The sequence below is a fragment of the Bacillus sp. SB49 genome (assembly GCF_000469135.2).
In the GTDB taxonomy this organism is placed as follows: Bacteria; Bacillota; Bacilli; order Bacillales; family Halobacillaceae; genus Halobacillus.
Genome location: NZ_CP048117.1, coordinates 180,090 through 192,902, shown reverse-complemented (window position 1 = coordinate 192,902; position 12,813 = coordinate 180,090). Strand labels below are relative to the sequence as shown.

Here is a 12,813-nt window from a genome sequence, read left to right as displayed (position 1 = left end):
CCCTTTTCAGCTTCTGGTGAGGAAGAGCACAAGGACCACAACAGCAAAAACGACATACGTAAAGACGTCGATTCGGCCGATGCGGAGTTCCCTCAGCTTCGTCCTGCCTTCACCGCCCTGGTATCCTCTTGCTTCCATCGCCATAGCGAGCTCTTCTGCACGCTTAAAAGCGCTGACGAATAGTGGGACAAGCAAAGGGACGACAGCCTTTACACGGTCCTTAAAACGACCTGTACGGAAGTCTACTCCTCTGGAAGCCTGTGCTTTTGATATTTTTTCTGTTTCCTGCATAAGTGTCGGGATAAAACGCAGGGAAATGGACATCATTAACGCCAGCTCATGGACAGGGAATCGAACCTTCTTCAAAGGACCGAGTAGATCTTCAATAGCATCGGTTATTTCAATCGGTGTCGTTGTCAATGTAAGCAGGGATGTGACCAGAATCAAAAGAAAGAATCGAAGAGAGATAGCTGCCCCTTGGATCAATCCTTCTTCATACACGTTCCATCCGAACACAGAAAAAGCGACCTCCCCTTGTCTCGTGACAAACAAGTGGAGCAGGAACGTGAAAATAATCAGGAACCAAACCGGCTTCAACCCTTTCATAATATACCGAAACGGCACTTTAGACAGGAGAGCGCTCCCGACAGCAAAGACAGCAAGAACCCCGTAACTCCAAACAGAATTAGCAAAAAATACAACGATGACAAAAAAGAAGATCAACGCGATTTTCGAGCGGGGGTCCAGCCGGTGGATAAAGGAATCCGTAGGAATGTACTGCCCGATGATCATCGAACTACTCACGAGCGGCACCCCCTCTCCCTTTATCAGCAAGAAGAGCTGCCAATTCCTCCATGGTTTCTCCTTTGTATTCCATATCCCATCCGAACTTCTCATTAACTTTGGCAAGGAACTGAATCACTTCCGGTACATCGAGCTGCACCTGCTCCAAAGCGTCCTTCTGCTTAAATATATCCAACGGGGCACCTTCCATATAGAGCTTCCCGTGATTCATAATAAGAATGTAATCCGCATAGGAGAGCGCGTCTTCCATACTGTGAGTGACGAGGATCGTCGTCAATTCCTTCTCTTTATGGAGATTGGAAAACATATTCATAATTTCCTTCTGCCCGCGCGGGTCGAGCCCGGCCGTCGGTTCATCCAATACAAGGACACGCGGATTCATTGCGAGCACCCCGGATATGGCCACCCTGCGCATCTGTCCACCACTTAAATCGAAAGGAGAACGTTCCAACAATTCCTCCGGGAGATGGGTAGCTTCTACAGCTTCCTTGATTCTGCGATCGATTTCTTTCTGTTCCACCCCGAAGTTCTGGGGACCGAACGCGATATCCTTCGCAACCGTTTCTTCAAACAACTGATGTTCGGGATACTGGAACACAACTCCGACACTCTCCCGCAGATTTCTCAAATCTTTATTCTTCTCTCCAGCCGTAAGCTTGTAGTCGCCGATTTGAACGTTTCCGCTCGTAGGCTGAAGCAGTCCATTTAAGTGTTGGATCAGCGTGGATTTCCCCGATCCTGTATGACCGATGACGGCGACAAAAGAGCCGGAAGGTATTTCGAAGGATAGATCATCCAATGCTTTATGCTCGAACGGGCTGTTCGGTTGATAGACGTAACTTACATGGTCGAACGTGATGTCCATAATTCCTCCAATAACTCCTGGTGATTGAGTGGCTCACGAGAAAGCATCACACCTTCTGTCTTCAGGTGATCTGCCAATTTACTGACAAATGGAGTATCTAAGCCAATTTCGGTTAAGTTATCTTTCTTTGAAAAGACCTCTCTCGGAGTTCCTTCCATCCATACCTGTCCTTTATTCATGACGATTACCCGGGATGCCTGGGTCACCTCATGAAGGTCGTGCGTTATAGTGATCAAGGATAAGTCTCTTTCCCGTTGAACATCACGGACCGTTTCCATGATCTCTTTCCGACCTTTCGGATCCAGCATAGCGGTCGCTTCATCCAGGATGATGAAAGCCGGTGATACAGCAAGCACACTCGCAATCGCCACGCGCTGCTTCTGCCCTCCGGACAAACGGTGGGGCTCGTGACGCTCATACTCCTGCATACGGACTGAAGCAAGGCTGTCTTTGATTCTCTGCTGCATCAAATCTCTGGGCATACCGTGATTCTCCATCCCGAAAGCGACATCATCACGAACCGTGGTTCCAACGAATTGGTTATCAGGGTTTTGGAAGACCATACCGACCTTCTTCCTGACTTCCCATACGCTCTCCTGCGTTACCGCCTGACCATCCACTAATATTTCCCCTTCTTGAGGAAATAATAGCCCGTTCATAAGCTTGGCAATCGTCGATTTCCCGGAGCCGTTATGTCCGATAATGGCTACCCATTCATTCGGGCCAAGCGTGAAGCTAACGTCATTTAAAACCCACGGCATGTCCTCCTGATAACGAAAGGATACATTCCGAAACTCGACTTGTCTCTCTCCCATCTGTGTTCCTCCTCTGCTCAACTGACTATTTCCCAGGAAATATGACACTATTCCCCGCAAACGACTGCTGACGAGTAGTCTCCTATTCGTCAGCAAGCGATAATTGTGTATAAAAAAAGGGCTGGATGTAACCTCGCGATGAGATTCACTCCTGCCCTTTTACCCCAATGGTATTCATTAAACTAGTTCAATGATCGCCATTTTCGCTCCATCGCCTTTACGCTCGCCTAGCTTAAGCACGCGAGTATAACCACCTTGGCGGTCTTCGTAGCGTGGGCCGATTTCAGAGAATAGCTTCTGCAAAGCTGTTTGCTCTTCGCCTTCCGCCTTCACGTTGTAAAGGAATGCTTCAGCTTGACGACGGGCATGAAGATCGCCGCGTTTACCAAGAGTAATCATTTTCTCTACTACAGAGCGAAGTTCTTTCGCTTTAGCTTCTGTTGTCTCCAAACGTTCGTGAACAATCAGGTCAGTCGCCAGGTTGCGAAGCAACGCCATGCGCTGATCTGTTGTACGTCCTAGTTTTCTAGCCATTGATAATCCCTCCCTTAACTGAATCTCTTAGATGTTCTATATCGATTAATCTTCTTTTCTTAGACCTAATCCCAACTCGTCCAACTTGTGCTTCACTTCTTCAAGTGACTTGCGACCAAGGTTACGGACCTTCATCATATCTTCTTCAGATTTATTCGCAAGCTCCTGCACGGTGTTGATACCAGCACGCTTCAAGCAGTTATAGGAACGTACAGACAGGTCAAGTTCTTCAATCGTCATCTCAAGGACTTTCTCTTTTTGGTCCTCTTCTTTCTCAACCATGATTTCAGCTTTTTGAGCTTCATCAGTAAGGCTGACAAAGATATTGAGGTGTTCCATATAGATTTTAGCCCCTAAGGAGATTGCTTCTTCTGGGCGGATGCTGCCATCCGTCCACACGTCTAATGTCAACTTGTCAAAATTAGACGTTTGACCAATTCTTGTGTTCTCTACTTGATACGTTACACGGGATACCGGTGTAAAGATAGAATCAACCGGAATAACGCCGATTGGTAGATCCTCGTGGTTGTTTCCTTCTGCCGGACGATATCCTCGGCCGCGTTCCGCAGTGATGCGCGCACGGAAGCTGGCACTGCTGTCCAGTGTAGCGATATGGAGATCCGGGTTAAGAATTTCCACATCACTATCGTGCGTGATGTCAGCCGCTGTAACTTTTCCTTCACCCTGTACATCAATTTCCAAAGTCTTTTCTTCGTCGGAGTAAACCTTCAAAGCTAGTTTCTTCAGATTCAGAATGACAGTTGTAACATCTTCTACTACTCCATCAATAGTGGAGAATTCATGAAGAACACCATCAATCTGAACAGATGTGACTGCAGAGCCAGGAAGTGAGGATAATAGGATACGACGCAAGGAGTTCCCTAGAGTTGTACCATACCCACGCTCAAGCGGTTCGACGACGAACTTACCAAAAGTAGACTCATCGCTGATCTCGACCGTTTCAATCTTTGGCTTTTCAATTTCGATCATTTACACTAAACCCTCCTTCAAAACGTCGAAACCCCGGTTAGACAAACGGTCTAACCGAAATTCCTCAGGTAGGCAGTCCCGATAAAAAGACAACTGCATATTTTCTCTGTCTACTGCGGTGATGATAAAAGCTATCATAACCCATTATAGACAGGGTGACAAATTCTATTCAGAACTTATTATACGCGACGACGTTTTGGTGGGCGGCAACCATTGTGTGGTACTGGTGTTACGTCACGGATTGCCGTGATTTCAAGACCTGCTGCTTGTAGAGAACGGATTGCTGCTTCACGACCAGCACCAGGGCCTTTAACTGTAACTTCAAGAGTTTTCATACCGTTGTCCATAGCATCTTTCGCTGCAGCTTCAGAAGCCATTTGAGCAGCGAATGGAGTAGATTTACGGGAACCTTTGAAACCAAGAGCTCCAGCACTGCTCCAGCTGATTACGTTACCTTGGACATCAGTGACTGTTACGATTGTGTTGTTGAATGTAGAGCGGATGTGTGCCACACCGGACTCAATATTCTTTTTCACGCGGCGTTTACGACTACGAGTGTTTCCTTTACGTGCCATATAGTTTGCTTACCTCCTTTGTGTTGCTTATTATTTACGTTTGTTAGCCACTGTACGACGTGGGCCTTTACGTGTACGAGAGTTGTTTTTCGTTCTTTGTCCACGAAGTGGAAGACCGCGACGATGACGGATACCACGGTAAGAACCGATCTCAATCAAACGTTTGATGTTTAGAGAGTTCTCACGACGAAGGTCACCTTCAACGTTGTACTGTTCCACTGCTTGACGGATTTGCGCTAGTTCGTCCTCTGTAAGATCGCGAACACGTGTATCCTCAGATACGCCGGCTTCAGCCAGTACGTCTTTAGCAAGGGAATTACCGATTCCATATACATAAGTTAATGAAATTACCACGCGTTTGTCACGCGGAATATCTACTCCTGCGATACGTGCCATATGGTACGTGCACCTCCTTCAGTTTAGCCTTGTTTTTGTTTATGCTTAGGGTTTTCACAGATAACCATGACTTTACCTTTTCGTTTGATGACTTTGCATTTTTCGCAAATTGGTTTTACAGAAGGTCTTACCTTCATCATCCATACCTCCTTTTAGATCGGAGTTTTATTTATAACGGTACGTAATACGTCCTTTAGTTAAATCATAAGGGGAAAGTTCTACCGTTACCTTATCTCCTGGTAAGATTCGGATGAAGTGCATGCGAATTTTACCGGATACGTGAGCTAAAACGGAGTGACCGTTCTCGAGTTCAACCTTGAACTGTGCGTTCGGTAAGGTTTCAACGACGGTCCCTTCTACTTCAATTACATCGTCTTTCGCCATCGAGTTGATCTCCCTTCTTCAAATCAGTCACTGCTTCATTGACATATTTTGATACGGCAAATCGAAGCTTGCCATTTGTGACACGACCAGTTTCCAGAAGGCTGTCCTGGACTTCCGGAGAGATGAAATCCATAAGCTCAACATGTTGCAAATTCTTTCTCTTTGGTCGATCATACTTACGTTTCTCTCCGTCGGCAAGCAGCACAAAGCGGCCATCCAGCACATCGATCACAACCGCATACTGTCCTGCCTCTCGCCCCTGCACAATACGAACAATTTGACCTATTCGAGGACTCGACTCAGATTCGTTCAAAAACGATCACCTTCATTTAGGATTTTGTTAAAATCTCATAACCCTCATCCGTTATCGCGATGGTGTGCTCAAAGTGTGCGCACATCTTTCCATCTTGAGTAACTACCGTCCAACGGTCACCCAGTGTCTTCACATAGCGTGAACCTGCGTTAACCATCGGCTCAACTGCCAAAACCATTCCTGGTTTCAAACGCGGGCCTTTGTTCGGCGGACCATAATGAGGGATCTGCGGATCCTCATGAAGTTCCCTGCCGACGCCGTGCCCGACATATTCACGAACAATGGAGAACCCTTCCGGCTCTACACAGCTCTGAATGGCATGCGATATATTTGAAAGGCGTACACCTGGTTTTGCTTCATCAAGTCCCTTAAACAGTGATTGTTCTGTAACTCTCAGCAACTCCATTGTATCGTCATCGACGGTACCGACCGGATACGTCCAGGCCGAATCCCCGTGATAACCTTTATACTTCGCACCTATGTCGATGCTGATGATATCTCCGTTGTTCAGGACCCTGTCACCAGGAATACCATGAACAAGTTCTTCGTTAACAGATGCACATATACTGCCACGGAATCCATTATAACCTTTAAAAGAAGGGATTGCATCCATACTGCGTATGAACTTATCTGCAATCTTATCCAATTCGCCCGTCGTTATACCAGGTCGAATGTTTTCTTTCAACTTTTGGTGCGTTAAGGCAACAATTCTGCCTGCTTCACGCATGATGTCTAACTCCCGTGGTGTTTTACATATAATCATTCAGCCAGGGCTCCCAGCTTCTGATCGATGTCCTGAAAAACTTCGTTGATATCTTTGTCACCTTCAAAGGATACGAGGTAGCCTTTATCCTGGTAGAAATCGATGAGTGGCTGAGTTTGTTCAACATTAACCTCTAAACGCTTCTTCACAGTTGCCGGCTGGTCGTCTTCACGCTGAATCAACTCGGAGCCGTCGTGATCACATTTCCCTTCCTCTTGTGGAGGATTGAAGATTACGTGATACGTAGCGCCGCAAGTCGGGCAGACGCGTCGTCCAGTCAGACGCTCGATGAGTTGGTCTTGTGGAACATCGATATGAAGCACATAATCCAATGATGCATCCATATCGTTCAGCAGATTTTCAAGAGCTTCTGCCTGTGCAATGGTTCTAGGGAAACCATCGAGCAGGAAGCCTTGATTGCAATCCGGCTTGCTCAGACGTTCGCGAACGATTCCGATGGTAACTTCATCCGGAACCAATTCGCCTTTGTCCATATATGATTTGGCTTCATTGCCAAGTGCTGTTCCTTCTTTGATAGCTAAACGGAACATATCTCCAGTTGAGATATGAGGGATGTCATATTTTTCGACTATCTTCTCAGCCTGAGTACCTTTACCTGCCCCAGGGAGACCCATCAGAATTAAATTCAACGTGTTCCCCTCGCTCTCATTTTCATTAGCGGTTGAAGCTAATTATTTAATAAATCCTGAGTAATGGCGTTTCACAAGCTGGCTCTCCAGTTGCTTCATCATTTCGAGGGCAACCCCGACTACGATGAGCAGGCTGGTGCCTCCAATTTGTACGCTCGCAGGCAGATTAGCCACAGAACCTAATATGATTGGAAGGATAGCAACAGCTGCTAGGAAGATGGAACCTACGAAAGTCAATCGGTACATCACACGTGTCAAGTACGTTTCCGTATTGGCACCAGGACGGATCCCCGGGATGTAGCCGCCTTGCTTCTTCAAATTATCCGCCATTTGTTCCGGGTTTACCTGAACAAATGTATAGAAATAAGTGAAAGCAATGATTAACGCAACATAGATAATCATTCCAGGCCAGTTTTGATAATCAAAGATATATTGAATGACGGAGGCTACTTCACTGTCTTCGAAGAATCCAGCGACCGTTCTCGGTGCGATGATAAAGGATATCGCAAAGATAACGGGAATAACTCCTGCCGCATTCACTTTTATCGGTAAGTGGGTGGAATGCCCGCCTACAGGTGAACGATTTACTAATCGTTTAGCATATTGGATCGGTATTTTACGCAGGGCCTGTTGGATGAAGATAACTCCGACAATGACCGCCACGATGACAAGCAAAATCAACGCGATAATAATCAGATTGATGAACAGCTCTTCTCCGGCACCGGAAATGTACTGATCATACAATTGATTGACACCCGTCGGGATTGCTGCAACGATTCCTGCGAAAATCAGGATGGATATCCCGTTTCCGACACCATGTGCAGTGATTTGCTCACCAAGCCACATAAGGAATGCCGTTCCGCCAGTCAGAACAACGGCAATGACTAAGAATTTCCCTACTCCCGGGTTTGTGATCAATTGACCACCTGCGAGAGCATTGAAACCGATAGACATACCAATAGCCTGAATAAAGGCAAGAACGATGGTTCCATAGCGGGTAAACTGAGCTAACTTTCGACGGCCAACTTCACCTTGTTTCTTCCATTCCGCAAATTTCGGAACAACGTCCATCTGCAATAACTGCATGATGATGGAGGCAGTAATGTAGGGCATGATCCCCATAGCAAAGATGGAGAAGTTCTGCAATGCCCCGCCTCCGAATGTGTTCAGAAATCCGAACGCATTCTGATCATCCATGAAGTTGATGGCGTCTCTGTTGGTAAAAGGGACCGGGATGAATGTTCCAAGGCGAAATACTACAAGCATCAACAAAGTGAAGATGATCTTGCGTCGAATATCACCTACGCGCATAAAATTGGAGATTGTCCGGAACATTAAATCACCTCAGTTTGACCGCCCGCAGCTTCAATAGCTTCTTTAGCAGAAGCAGAGAATTTGTGAGCTTTCACTGTAAGTTTCTTCTCGATGCTTCCTTTAGCTAGTACTTTAATGCCGGCTTTTTGGTTGCTTACCACGCCAGTTTCAAGCAATAGTTCTGGAGTAACCTCTGTGCCTTCTTCAAAACGATTCAATGCATCAAGGTTGATGATCGCGAATTCCTTACGGTGAACGTTAGTGAAACCACGCTTAGGCAGACGTTGGAACAATGGCATTTGACCACCTTCGAAGCCTGGGCGTGTTTTGCTACCAGAACGTTGACCTTGACCTTTATGTCCACGTCCAGAAGTTTTACCGTTACCGGAAGCCATTCCGCGTCCTACACGGTTGCGTTCTTTACGAGTACCTTGAGCAGGTTTAAGTTCATGCAGTTTCATTCGTTGCACCTCCTTATTACTTTTGTTTGATTATACTTCTTTAACTGTAACTAGGTGAGACACCTTTTTAGCCATACCTCGGATCGCTGGGTTATCTTCAAGTACGACAGTTTGACGGATCTTATTCAGACCTAGCGCCTTGACAGTAGAGCGCTGATCCTGCGGTCTACCAATAACACTGCGCGTGAGGGTAATTTCTAACTGTTTAGCCATTTTATTTCCCTCCTTATCCTACAGTTCTTCTACAGACTTACCACGAAGTCTAGCGACGTCTTCCGCACGCTTAAGCTCGCTAAGTCCAGTGATTGTAGCACGCACCATGTTGATTGGTGTGTTAGAACCAAGTGACTTAGAAAGGATGTCTTGAACACCTGCAAGCTCAAGTACCGCACGTACTGGTCCACCTGCGATAACTCCTGTACCTTCTGCAGCTGGTTTCATAAGAATGCTTCCAGCGCCGAAGCGTCCAGTGATTTCGTGTGGGATTGTCGTGTCCTTAACTGGAACTGTAATTAGATTTTTCTTCGCGTCATCGATGGCCTTCTTGATAGCTTCTGGTACCTCTTGGGCTTTACCTGTACCAAAACCTACATGACCATTTTTATCTCCGACTACTACTAGTGCAGCAAAACGGAAGCGACGTCCACCTTTTACTACTTTAGCTACGCGGTTGATCGTAACTACGCGTTCTTCAAGATCAAGTTTGTTAGGGTCGATGTTTGTAATCATTTATGTCCCTCCTTTGGCTATTAAAATTCTAGGCCTGCTTCGCGAGCGGCTTCAGCTAGAGCTTTCACACGTCCATGATACAAGTAACCGCCACGGTCGAATACAACAACTTTAAAACCGTTGTCGATCGCACGTTTCGCTACCATTTCACCGACTTTTTGTGCAGCTTCTACGTTGCTTGTGTTATCAAGATCGAATCCTTTGTCTACAGTAGATGCGCTAGCAACTGTAACTTGTGCTTCATCGTTGATAAGCTGAGCGTAAATGTGGTTGTTAGAGCGGTACACGTTCAAACGAGGACGTTCTGCTGTACCGAAAACATTCTTACGTACGCGAGCATGACGCTTCTTACGTACGACATTCTTGTCTGCCTTCGTGATCATCTGGGTCACTCCTTTCTATACGTTACATTAAGACTTACTTAGCTGTCTTACCTTCTTTTCTGCGTACATGTTCGCCTTCGTAGCGAATTCCTTTACCTTTGTAAGGCTCTGGAGGACGGATTGCACGAATCTTCGCTGCAACAGCGCCGACTAGTTCTTTATCGATACCTTTAACGATTACTTTCGTGTTCGTCGGTACTTCGATTTCGATGCCTTCACGGTTTTCCACTTCAACCGGGTGAGAGTAACCAGCGTTGATGACTACTGTCTGACCCTGTTTCTGGGCACGGTAACCTACACCGATGATTTCAAGGCTCTTTTCGTAACCTTTAGATACACCTTCAACCATGTTTCCGATCAGGCTGCGTGTAGTTCCGTGAAGTGCACGGTGATCTTTATGATCGCTTGGACGAGATACGCTTAGTACGTTGTCCTCGATCTTAACTGTGATGTCCTGGTGGAATGTACGAGTCAATTCCCCTTTAGGACCTTTCACTGTGATTGTATTGTTATCCTGAGTGATTTCTACACCTTCAGGAATTTCAAGTGTTTTTAAACCTACGCGAGACATATTGTTGCACCTCCTGTCTGATCTGTTTTTTTACCAGACGTAAGCTAGAACTTCGCCACCGATGGCTTGTTCACGAGCTTCTTTGTCTGTCAATACACCTTTAGAAGTAGATACGACGGCTACACCAAGACCGTTAAGAACTTTTGGAAGTTCTTCAGCATTAGCGTAAACGCGAAGACCTGGTTTACTGATACGCTTCACACCAGTAATTACGCGCTCGTTGTTTTGACCGTACTTAAGGAAGATGCGAAGGACGCCTTGCTTGTTGTCTTCAACAAATTCGTAGTCACGTACAAAACCTTCACGCTTAAGGATATCAGCGATTTCTTTTTTCACGTTGGAAGCTGGAAGCTCAAGCTTCTCGTGACGCACCATGTTAGCGTTACGAATACGTGTCAGCATATCTGCAATTGGATCTGTCATTGTCATAACTCATTTACCTCCTTCCCTGTTAGGGGTTTACCAGCTGGCTTTTTTGACACCAGGGATTTGTCCTTTATATGCAAGTTCACGGAAACAAATACGGCAAAGCTTAAACTTACGAAGTACGGAGTGTGGACGTCCGCAACGTTCACAGCGAGTGTATTCTTGTACTTGGTACTTCGATTTACGCTGTTGCTTCGCGACCATTGATTTTTTAGCCACTATTTTCCCTCCTTAATGTTAGCTCATTATTTTTGGAACGGCATTCCGAATTGAGCTAATAGTTCGCGCGCTTCTTCATCGGAATCAGCAGTTGTAACGATAACGATGTCCATGCCGCGCACTTTACTTACTTTATCGTAGTCGATTTCTGGGAAAATCAATTGCTCTTTAACACCTAGTGTGTAGTTTCCACGACCGTCGAAAGCTTTCTTAGAAATACCACGGAAGTCACGCACACGCGGTAGAGATACTGCGACTAGCTTGTGGAAGAATTCGTACATGCGCTCACCGCGAAGTGTAACCTTCGCACCGATCGGCATACCTTCACGCAGACGGAATCCTGCAATTGATTTCTTAGCTTTAGTGATAACTGGCTTCTGACCAGTGATTAGAGTCAACTCTTCTACTGCTGTATCCAGTGCTTTTGCGTTCTGAACCGCATCACCAACACCCATGTTGATAACGATCTTCTCGATCTTAGGTGTTTGCATAATAGATTCATATTCAAATTTGTTCATCAACGATGGAACAATTTCTTCTTTATATTGTTTCTTTAGTTCGTTCATCGTGTGGCCCTCCTTTCCTCTATGGGTTATTTATCTAGCGCTTCACCAGATTTTTTCGCGATACGAACTTTTTTGCCGTCCTCGACTTTGTATCCAACACGTGTTGGCTCGCCAGTCTTTGGATCGATTGGCATAACGTTTGATACGTGGATCGGTGCTTCTTGTGTCAAGATACCCCCCTGTGGGTTATCTTGAGAAGGTTTAGCGTGTTTCTTAACTTCGTTCACACCCTCAACAAGGACACGATCTTTCTTTGGATAAGCTTCAAGGATTGTACCTTGCTTGCCTTTATCCTTACCAGTAATAACCATTACTTTGTCACCTTTTTTTACGTGCATGCTTCGCGCACCTCCTTAACAAGGCATTTCATTCAGGTTTTACAATACTTCTGGAGCTAGAGATACAATCTTCATGAATTTAGCATCACGAAGTTCACGAGCTACCGGTCCGAAGATACGAGTACCGCGTGGGCCTTTATCATCACGCACGATTACTGCTGCGTTTTCATCAAAACGGATGTAAGAACCATCTTTACGGCGAACTCCACTCTTAGTACGGACGATGACGGCTTTAACTACCTCACCTTTTTTAACAACGCCCCCTGGTGTTGCTTGTTTCACAGTAGCAGTGATGATATCACCGATGTTGGCTGTTTTACGACCTGATCCACCCAAAACTTTGATGGTTTGGATTTCACGAGCGCCGGAGTTATCTGCAACTTTAAGACGAGATTCCTGTTGAATCATACCATGTAACCTCCCTTCGGATTAAATCCGAGCGAACTTTTATTAGATAATGACAGACTCTTCAACAACGTCTAGCAAACGGAAACGCTTGGATGCGGATAGTGGACGAGTTTCCATAATACGCACGATATCGCCGTTTTTAGCTTGGTTGTTTTCGTCATGTGCTTTAAGCTTTTTAGAGTACTTTACGCGCTTGCCGTAAAGCTTGTGGAACTTATAAGTTTCTACTAAAACTGTGATCGTTTTGTCCATTTTGTCAGATACGACACGGCCAGTATAAACTTTACGATTATTACGTTCAGTCATGTG

Annotated in this window: 24 protein-coding genes; all 24 read right to left on the bottom strand. The window is 45.7% G+C overall.

The window, feature by feature from the left end:
• Nucleotides 1–6: 6 nt before the first annotated feature.
• Nucleotides 7–804: an energy-coupling factor transporter transmembrane component T family protein gene (locus tag M662_RS01080; protein WP_008635963.1), complete on the bottom strand. Its 798-nt coding sequence runs from the start codon at nucleotides 802–804 to the stop codon at nucleotides 7–9.
• A complete protein-coding gene (locus M662_RS01075; protein ID WP_008635965.1) occupies nucleotides 797–1,669 on the bottom strand; it encodes an energy-coupling factor ABC transporter ATP-binding protein in 873 nt (290 codons plus the stop codon). The genes M662_RS01080 and M662_RS01075 overlap by 8 nt, the downstream gene beginning before the upstream one ends.
• Entirely contained in the window at nucleotides 1,645–2,484 is an 840-nt protein-coding gene (locus M662_RS01070) for an energy-coupling factor ABC transporter ATP-binding protein (RefSeq protein ID WP_026577044.1), read from the bottom strand. Before M662_RS01070 ends, M662_RS01075 begins: the two co-directional genes overlap by 25 nt.
• A gap of 177 nt (nucleotides 2,485–2,661) precedes the next feature.
• Complete coding sequence (gene rplQ, locus M662_RS01065) at nucleotides 2,662–3,018, bottom strand: 50S ribosomal protein L17 (RefSeq protein ID WP_008635969.1); 357 nt, start codon at nucleotides 3,016–3,018, stop codon at nucleotides 2,662–2,664.
• Between the two features lie 45 nt (nucleotides 3,019–3,063).
• Nucleotides 3,064–4,008, bottom strand: coding sequence for a DNA-directed RNA polymerase subunit alpha (locus M662_RS01060; protein ID WP_008635970.1), 945 nt, complete (start codon nucleotides 4,006–4,008; stop codon nucleotides 3,064–3,066).
• 179 nt (nucleotides 4,009–4,187) lie between these two features.
• Nucleotides 4,188–4,583, bottom strand: coding sequence for a 30S ribosomal protein S11 (rpsK, locus tag M662_RS01055; protein ID WP_008635972.1), 396 nt, complete (start codon nucleotides 4,581–4,583; stop codon nucleotides 4,188–4,190).
• A 30-nt stretch (nucleotides 4,584–4,613) separates the two neighbouring features.
• Nucleotides 4,614–4,979, bottom strand: a complete 366-nt coding sequence (gene rpsM / locus M662_RS01050; RefSeq protein ID WP_008635973.1) for a 30S ribosomal protein S13 — start codon at nucleotides 4,977–4,979, stop codon at nucleotides 4,614–4,616.
• A gap of 23 nt (nucleotides 4,980–5,002) precedes the next feature.
• The gene (gene rpmJ / locus M662_RS01045; protein WP_002509257.1) at nucleotides 5,003–5,116 is read right to left on the bottom strand and encodes a 50S ribosomal protein L36; all 114 of its coding nucleotides are present in this window, start codon (nucleotides 5,114–5,116) and stop codon (nucleotides 5,003–5,005) included.
• A 28-nt stretch (nucleotides 5,117–5,144) separates the two neighbouring features.
• Nucleotides 5,145–5,363, bottom strand: coding sequence for a translation initiation factor IF-1 (gene infA / locus M662_RS01040; protein WP_008636026.1), 219 nt, complete (start codon nucleotides 5,361–5,363; stop codon nucleotides 5,145–5,147).
• Nucleotides 5,341–5,676 (bottom strand): KOW domain-containing RNA-binding protein, encoded by a 336-nt coding sequence (locus M662_RS01035; RefSeq protein ID WP_008636028.1) that lies wholly within the window; start codon nucleotides 5,674–5,676, stop codon nucleotides 5,341–5,343. Before M662_RS01035 ends, infA begins: the two co-directional genes overlap by 23 nt.
• Before the next feature lie 16 nt (nucleotides 5,677–5,692).
• The gene (gene map, locus M662_RS01030) at nucleotides 5,693–6,439 is read right to left on the bottom strand and encodes a type I methionyl aminopeptidase (RefSeq protein WP_008636031.1); all 747 of its coding nucleotides are present in this window, start codon (nucleotides 6,437–6,439) and stop codon (nucleotides 5,693–5,695) included.
• On the bottom strand, nucleotides 6,436–7,089 hold the full coding sequence (locus M662_RS01025) for an adenylate kinase (protein WP_008636033.1): 654 nt from the start codon (nucleotides 7,087–7,089) through the stop codon (nucleotides 6,436–6,438). The genes map and M662_RS01025 overlap by 4 nt, the downstream gene beginning before the upstream one ends.
• A 42-nt stretch (nucleotides 7,090–7,131) precedes the next feature.
• A complete protein-coding gene (secY, locus tag M662_RS01020) occupies nucleotides 7,132–8,424 on the bottom strand; it encodes a preprotein translocase subunit SecY (protein ID WP_008636035.1) in 1,293 nt (430 codons plus the stop codon).
• On the bottom strand, nucleotides 8,424–8,864 hold the full coding sequence (gene rplO / locus M662_RS01015) for a 50S ribosomal protein L15 (RefSeq protein WP_008636038.1): 441 nt from the start codon (nucleotides 8,862–8,864) through the stop codon (nucleotides 8,424–8,426). The genes secY and rplO overlap by 1 nt, the downstream gene beginning before the upstream one ends.
• 30 nt (nucleotides 8,865–8,894) lie before the next feature.
• Complete coding sequence (gene rpmD / locus M662_RS01010; protein ID WP_008636039.1) at nucleotides 8,895–9,077, bottom strand: 50S ribosomal protein L30; 183 nt, start codon at nucleotides 9,075–9,077, stop codon at nucleotides 8,895–8,897.
• Nucleotides 9,078–9,095: 18 nt separating this feature from the next.
• Nucleotides 9,096–9,590 carry a 30S ribosomal protein S5 gene (rpsE, locus tag M662_RS01005; protein ID WP_201276727.1) on the bottom strand — a complete coding sequence of 165 codons (495 nt, stop codon included), beginning with the start codon at nucleotides 9,588–9,590 and terminating at the stop codon, nucleotides 9,096–9,098.
• Nucleotides 9,591–9,613: 23 nt separating this feature from the next.
• Nucleotides 9,614–9,976 (bottom strand): 50S ribosomal protein L18, encoded by a 363-nt coding sequence (gene rplR, locus M662_RS01000; RefSeq protein ID WP_026577045.1) that lies wholly within the window; start codon nucleotides 9,974–9,976, stop codon nucleotides 9,614–9,616.
• A gap of 34 nt (nucleotides 9,977–10,010) precedes the next feature.
• Nucleotides 10,011–10,547, bottom strand: a complete 537-nt coding sequence (rplF, locus tag M662_RS00995) for a 50S ribosomal protein L6 (RefSeq protein ID WP_008636046.1) — start codon at nucleotides 10,545–10,547, stop codon at nucleotides 10,011–10,013.
• A gap of 30 nt (nucleotides 10,548–10,577) precedes the next feature.
• Nucleotides 10,578–10,976, bottom strand: a complete 399-nt coding sequence (gene rpsH / locus M662_RS00990; RefSeq protein ID WP_008636048.1) for a 30S ribosomal protein S8 — start codon at nucleotides 10,974–10,976, stop codon at nucleotides 10,578–10,580.
• 30 nt (nucleotides 10,977–11,006) lie between these two features.
• Nucleotides 11,007–11,192 (bottom strand): type Z 30S ribosomal protein S14, encoded by a 186-nt coding sequence (locus tag M662_RS00985; RefSeq protein WP_008636049.1) that lies wholly within the window; start codon nucleotides 11,190–11,192, stop codon nucleotides 11,007–11,009.
• Nucleotides 11,193–11,218: 26 nt separating this feature from the next.
• The gene (gene rplE / locus M662_RS00980; protein ID WP_008636050.1) at nucleotides 11,219–11,758 is read right to left on the bottom strand and encodes a 50S ribosomal protein L5; all 540 of its coding nucleotides are present in this window, start codon (nucleotides 11,756–11,758) and stop codon (nucleotides 11,219–11,221) included.
• A 26-nt stretch (nucleotides 11,759–11,784) separates the two neighbouring features.
• The gene (rplX, locus tag M662_RS00975; protein ID WP_008636051.1) at nucleotides 11,785–12,096 is read right to left on the bottom strand and encodes a 50S ribosomal protein L24; all 312 of its coding nucleotides are present in this window, start codon (nucleotides 12,094–12,096) and stop codon (nucleotides 11,785–11,787) included.
• 39 nt (nucleotides 12,097–12,135) lie between these two features.
• On the bottom strand, nucleotides 12,136–12,504 hold the full coding sequence (gene rplN, locus M662_RS00970) for a 50S ribosomal protein L14 (protein ID WP_008636052.1): 369 nt from the start codon (nucleotides 12,502–12,504) through the stop codon (nucleotides 12,136–12,138).
• Between the two features lie 42 nt (nucleotides 12,505–12,546).
• Nucleotides 12,547–12,810 carry a 30S ribosomal protein S17 gene (rpsQ, locus tag M662_RS00965; RefSeq protein ID WP_008636053.1) on the bottom strand — a complete coding sequence of 88 codons (264 nt, stop codon included), beginning with the start codon at nucleotides 12,808–12,810 and terminating at the stop codon, nucleotides 12,547–12,549.
• Between the last annotated feature and the right edge of the window lie 3 nt (nucleotides 12,811–12,813).

Excerpts from the sequence above, each read along its gene's own strand:
- rpsK (WP_008635972.1), bottom strand. The coding sequence starts at position 4,583 with ATGGCACGTAAAGGAAACACTCGTAGTCGTAAACGCCGCGTGAAAAAG.
- rplN (WP_008636052.1), bottom strand. The coding sequence starts at position 12,504 with ATGATTCAACAGGAATCTCGTCTTAAAGTTGCAGATAACTCCGGCGCT.
- map (WP_008636031.1), bottom strand. The coding sequence starts at position 6,439 with ATGATTATATGTAAAACACCACGGGAGTTAGACATCATGCGTGAAGCA.
- rpsH (WP_008636048.1), bottom strand. The coding sequence starts at position 10,976 with ATGACAATGACAGATCCAATTGCAGATATGCTGACACGTATTCGTAAC.
- rplF (WP_008636046.1), bottom strand. The coding sequence starts at position 10,547 with ATGTCTCGCGTAGGTTTAAAAACACTTGAAATTCCTGAAGGTGTAGAA.
- rplX (WP_008636051.1), bottom strand. The coding sequence starts at position 12,096 with ATGCACGTAAAAAAAGGTGACAAAGTAATGGTTATTACTGGTAAGGAT.
- M662_RS01060 (WP_008635970.1), bottom strand. The coding sequence starts at position 4,008 with ATGATCGAAATTGAAAAGCCAAAGATTGAAACGGTCGAGATCAGCGAT.
- rpmJ (WP_002509257.1), bottom strand. The coding sequence starts at position 5,116 with ATGAAGGTAAGACCTTCTGTAAAACCAATTTGCGAAAAATGCAAAGTC.
- rpmD (WP_008636039.1), bottom strand. The coding sequence starts at position 9,077 with ATGGCTAAACAGTTAGAAATTACCCTCACGCGCAGTGTTATTGGTAGA.
- rpsQ (WP_008636053.1), bottom strand. The coding sequence starts at position 12,810 with ATGACTGAACGTAATAATCGTAAAGTTTATACTGGCCGTGTCGTATCT.
- rplR (WP_026577045.1), bottom strand. The coding sequence starts at position 9,976 with ATGATCACGAAGGCAGACAAGAATGTCGTACGTAAGAAGCGTCATGCT.
- rplE (WP_008636050.1), bottom strand. The coding sequence starts at position 11,758 with ATGAACGAACTAAAGAAACAATATAAAGAAGAAATTGTTCCATCGTTG.
- secY (WP_008636035.1), bottom strand. The coding sequence starts at position 8,424 with ATGTTCCGGACAATCTCCAATTTTATGCGCGTAGGTGATATTCGACGC.
- rplQ (WP_008635969.1), bottom strand. The coding sequence starts at position 3,018 with ATGGCTAGAAAACTAGGACGTACAACAGATCAGCGCATGGCGTTGCTT.
- rplO (WP_008636038.1), bottom strand. The coding sequence starts at position 8,864 with ATGAAACTGCATGAACTTAAACCTGCTCAAGGTACTCGTAAAGAACGC.
- M662_RS01070 (WP_026577044.1), bottom strand. The coding sequence starts at position 2,484 with ATGGGAGAGAGACAAGTCGAGTTTCGGAATGTATCCTTTCGTTATCAG.
- rpsM (WP_008635973.1), bottom strand. The coding sequence starts at position 4,979 with ATGGCACGTATCGCAGGAGTAGATATTCCGCGTGACAAACGCGTGGTA.
- M662_RS01075 (WP_008635965.1), bottom strand. The coding sequence starts at position 1,669 with ATGGACATCACGTTCGACCATGTAAGTTACGTCTATCAACCGAACAGC.
- infA (WP_008636026.1), bottom strand. The coding sequence starts at position 5,363 with ATGGCGAAAGACGATGTAATTGAAGTAGAAGGGACCGTCGTTGAAACC.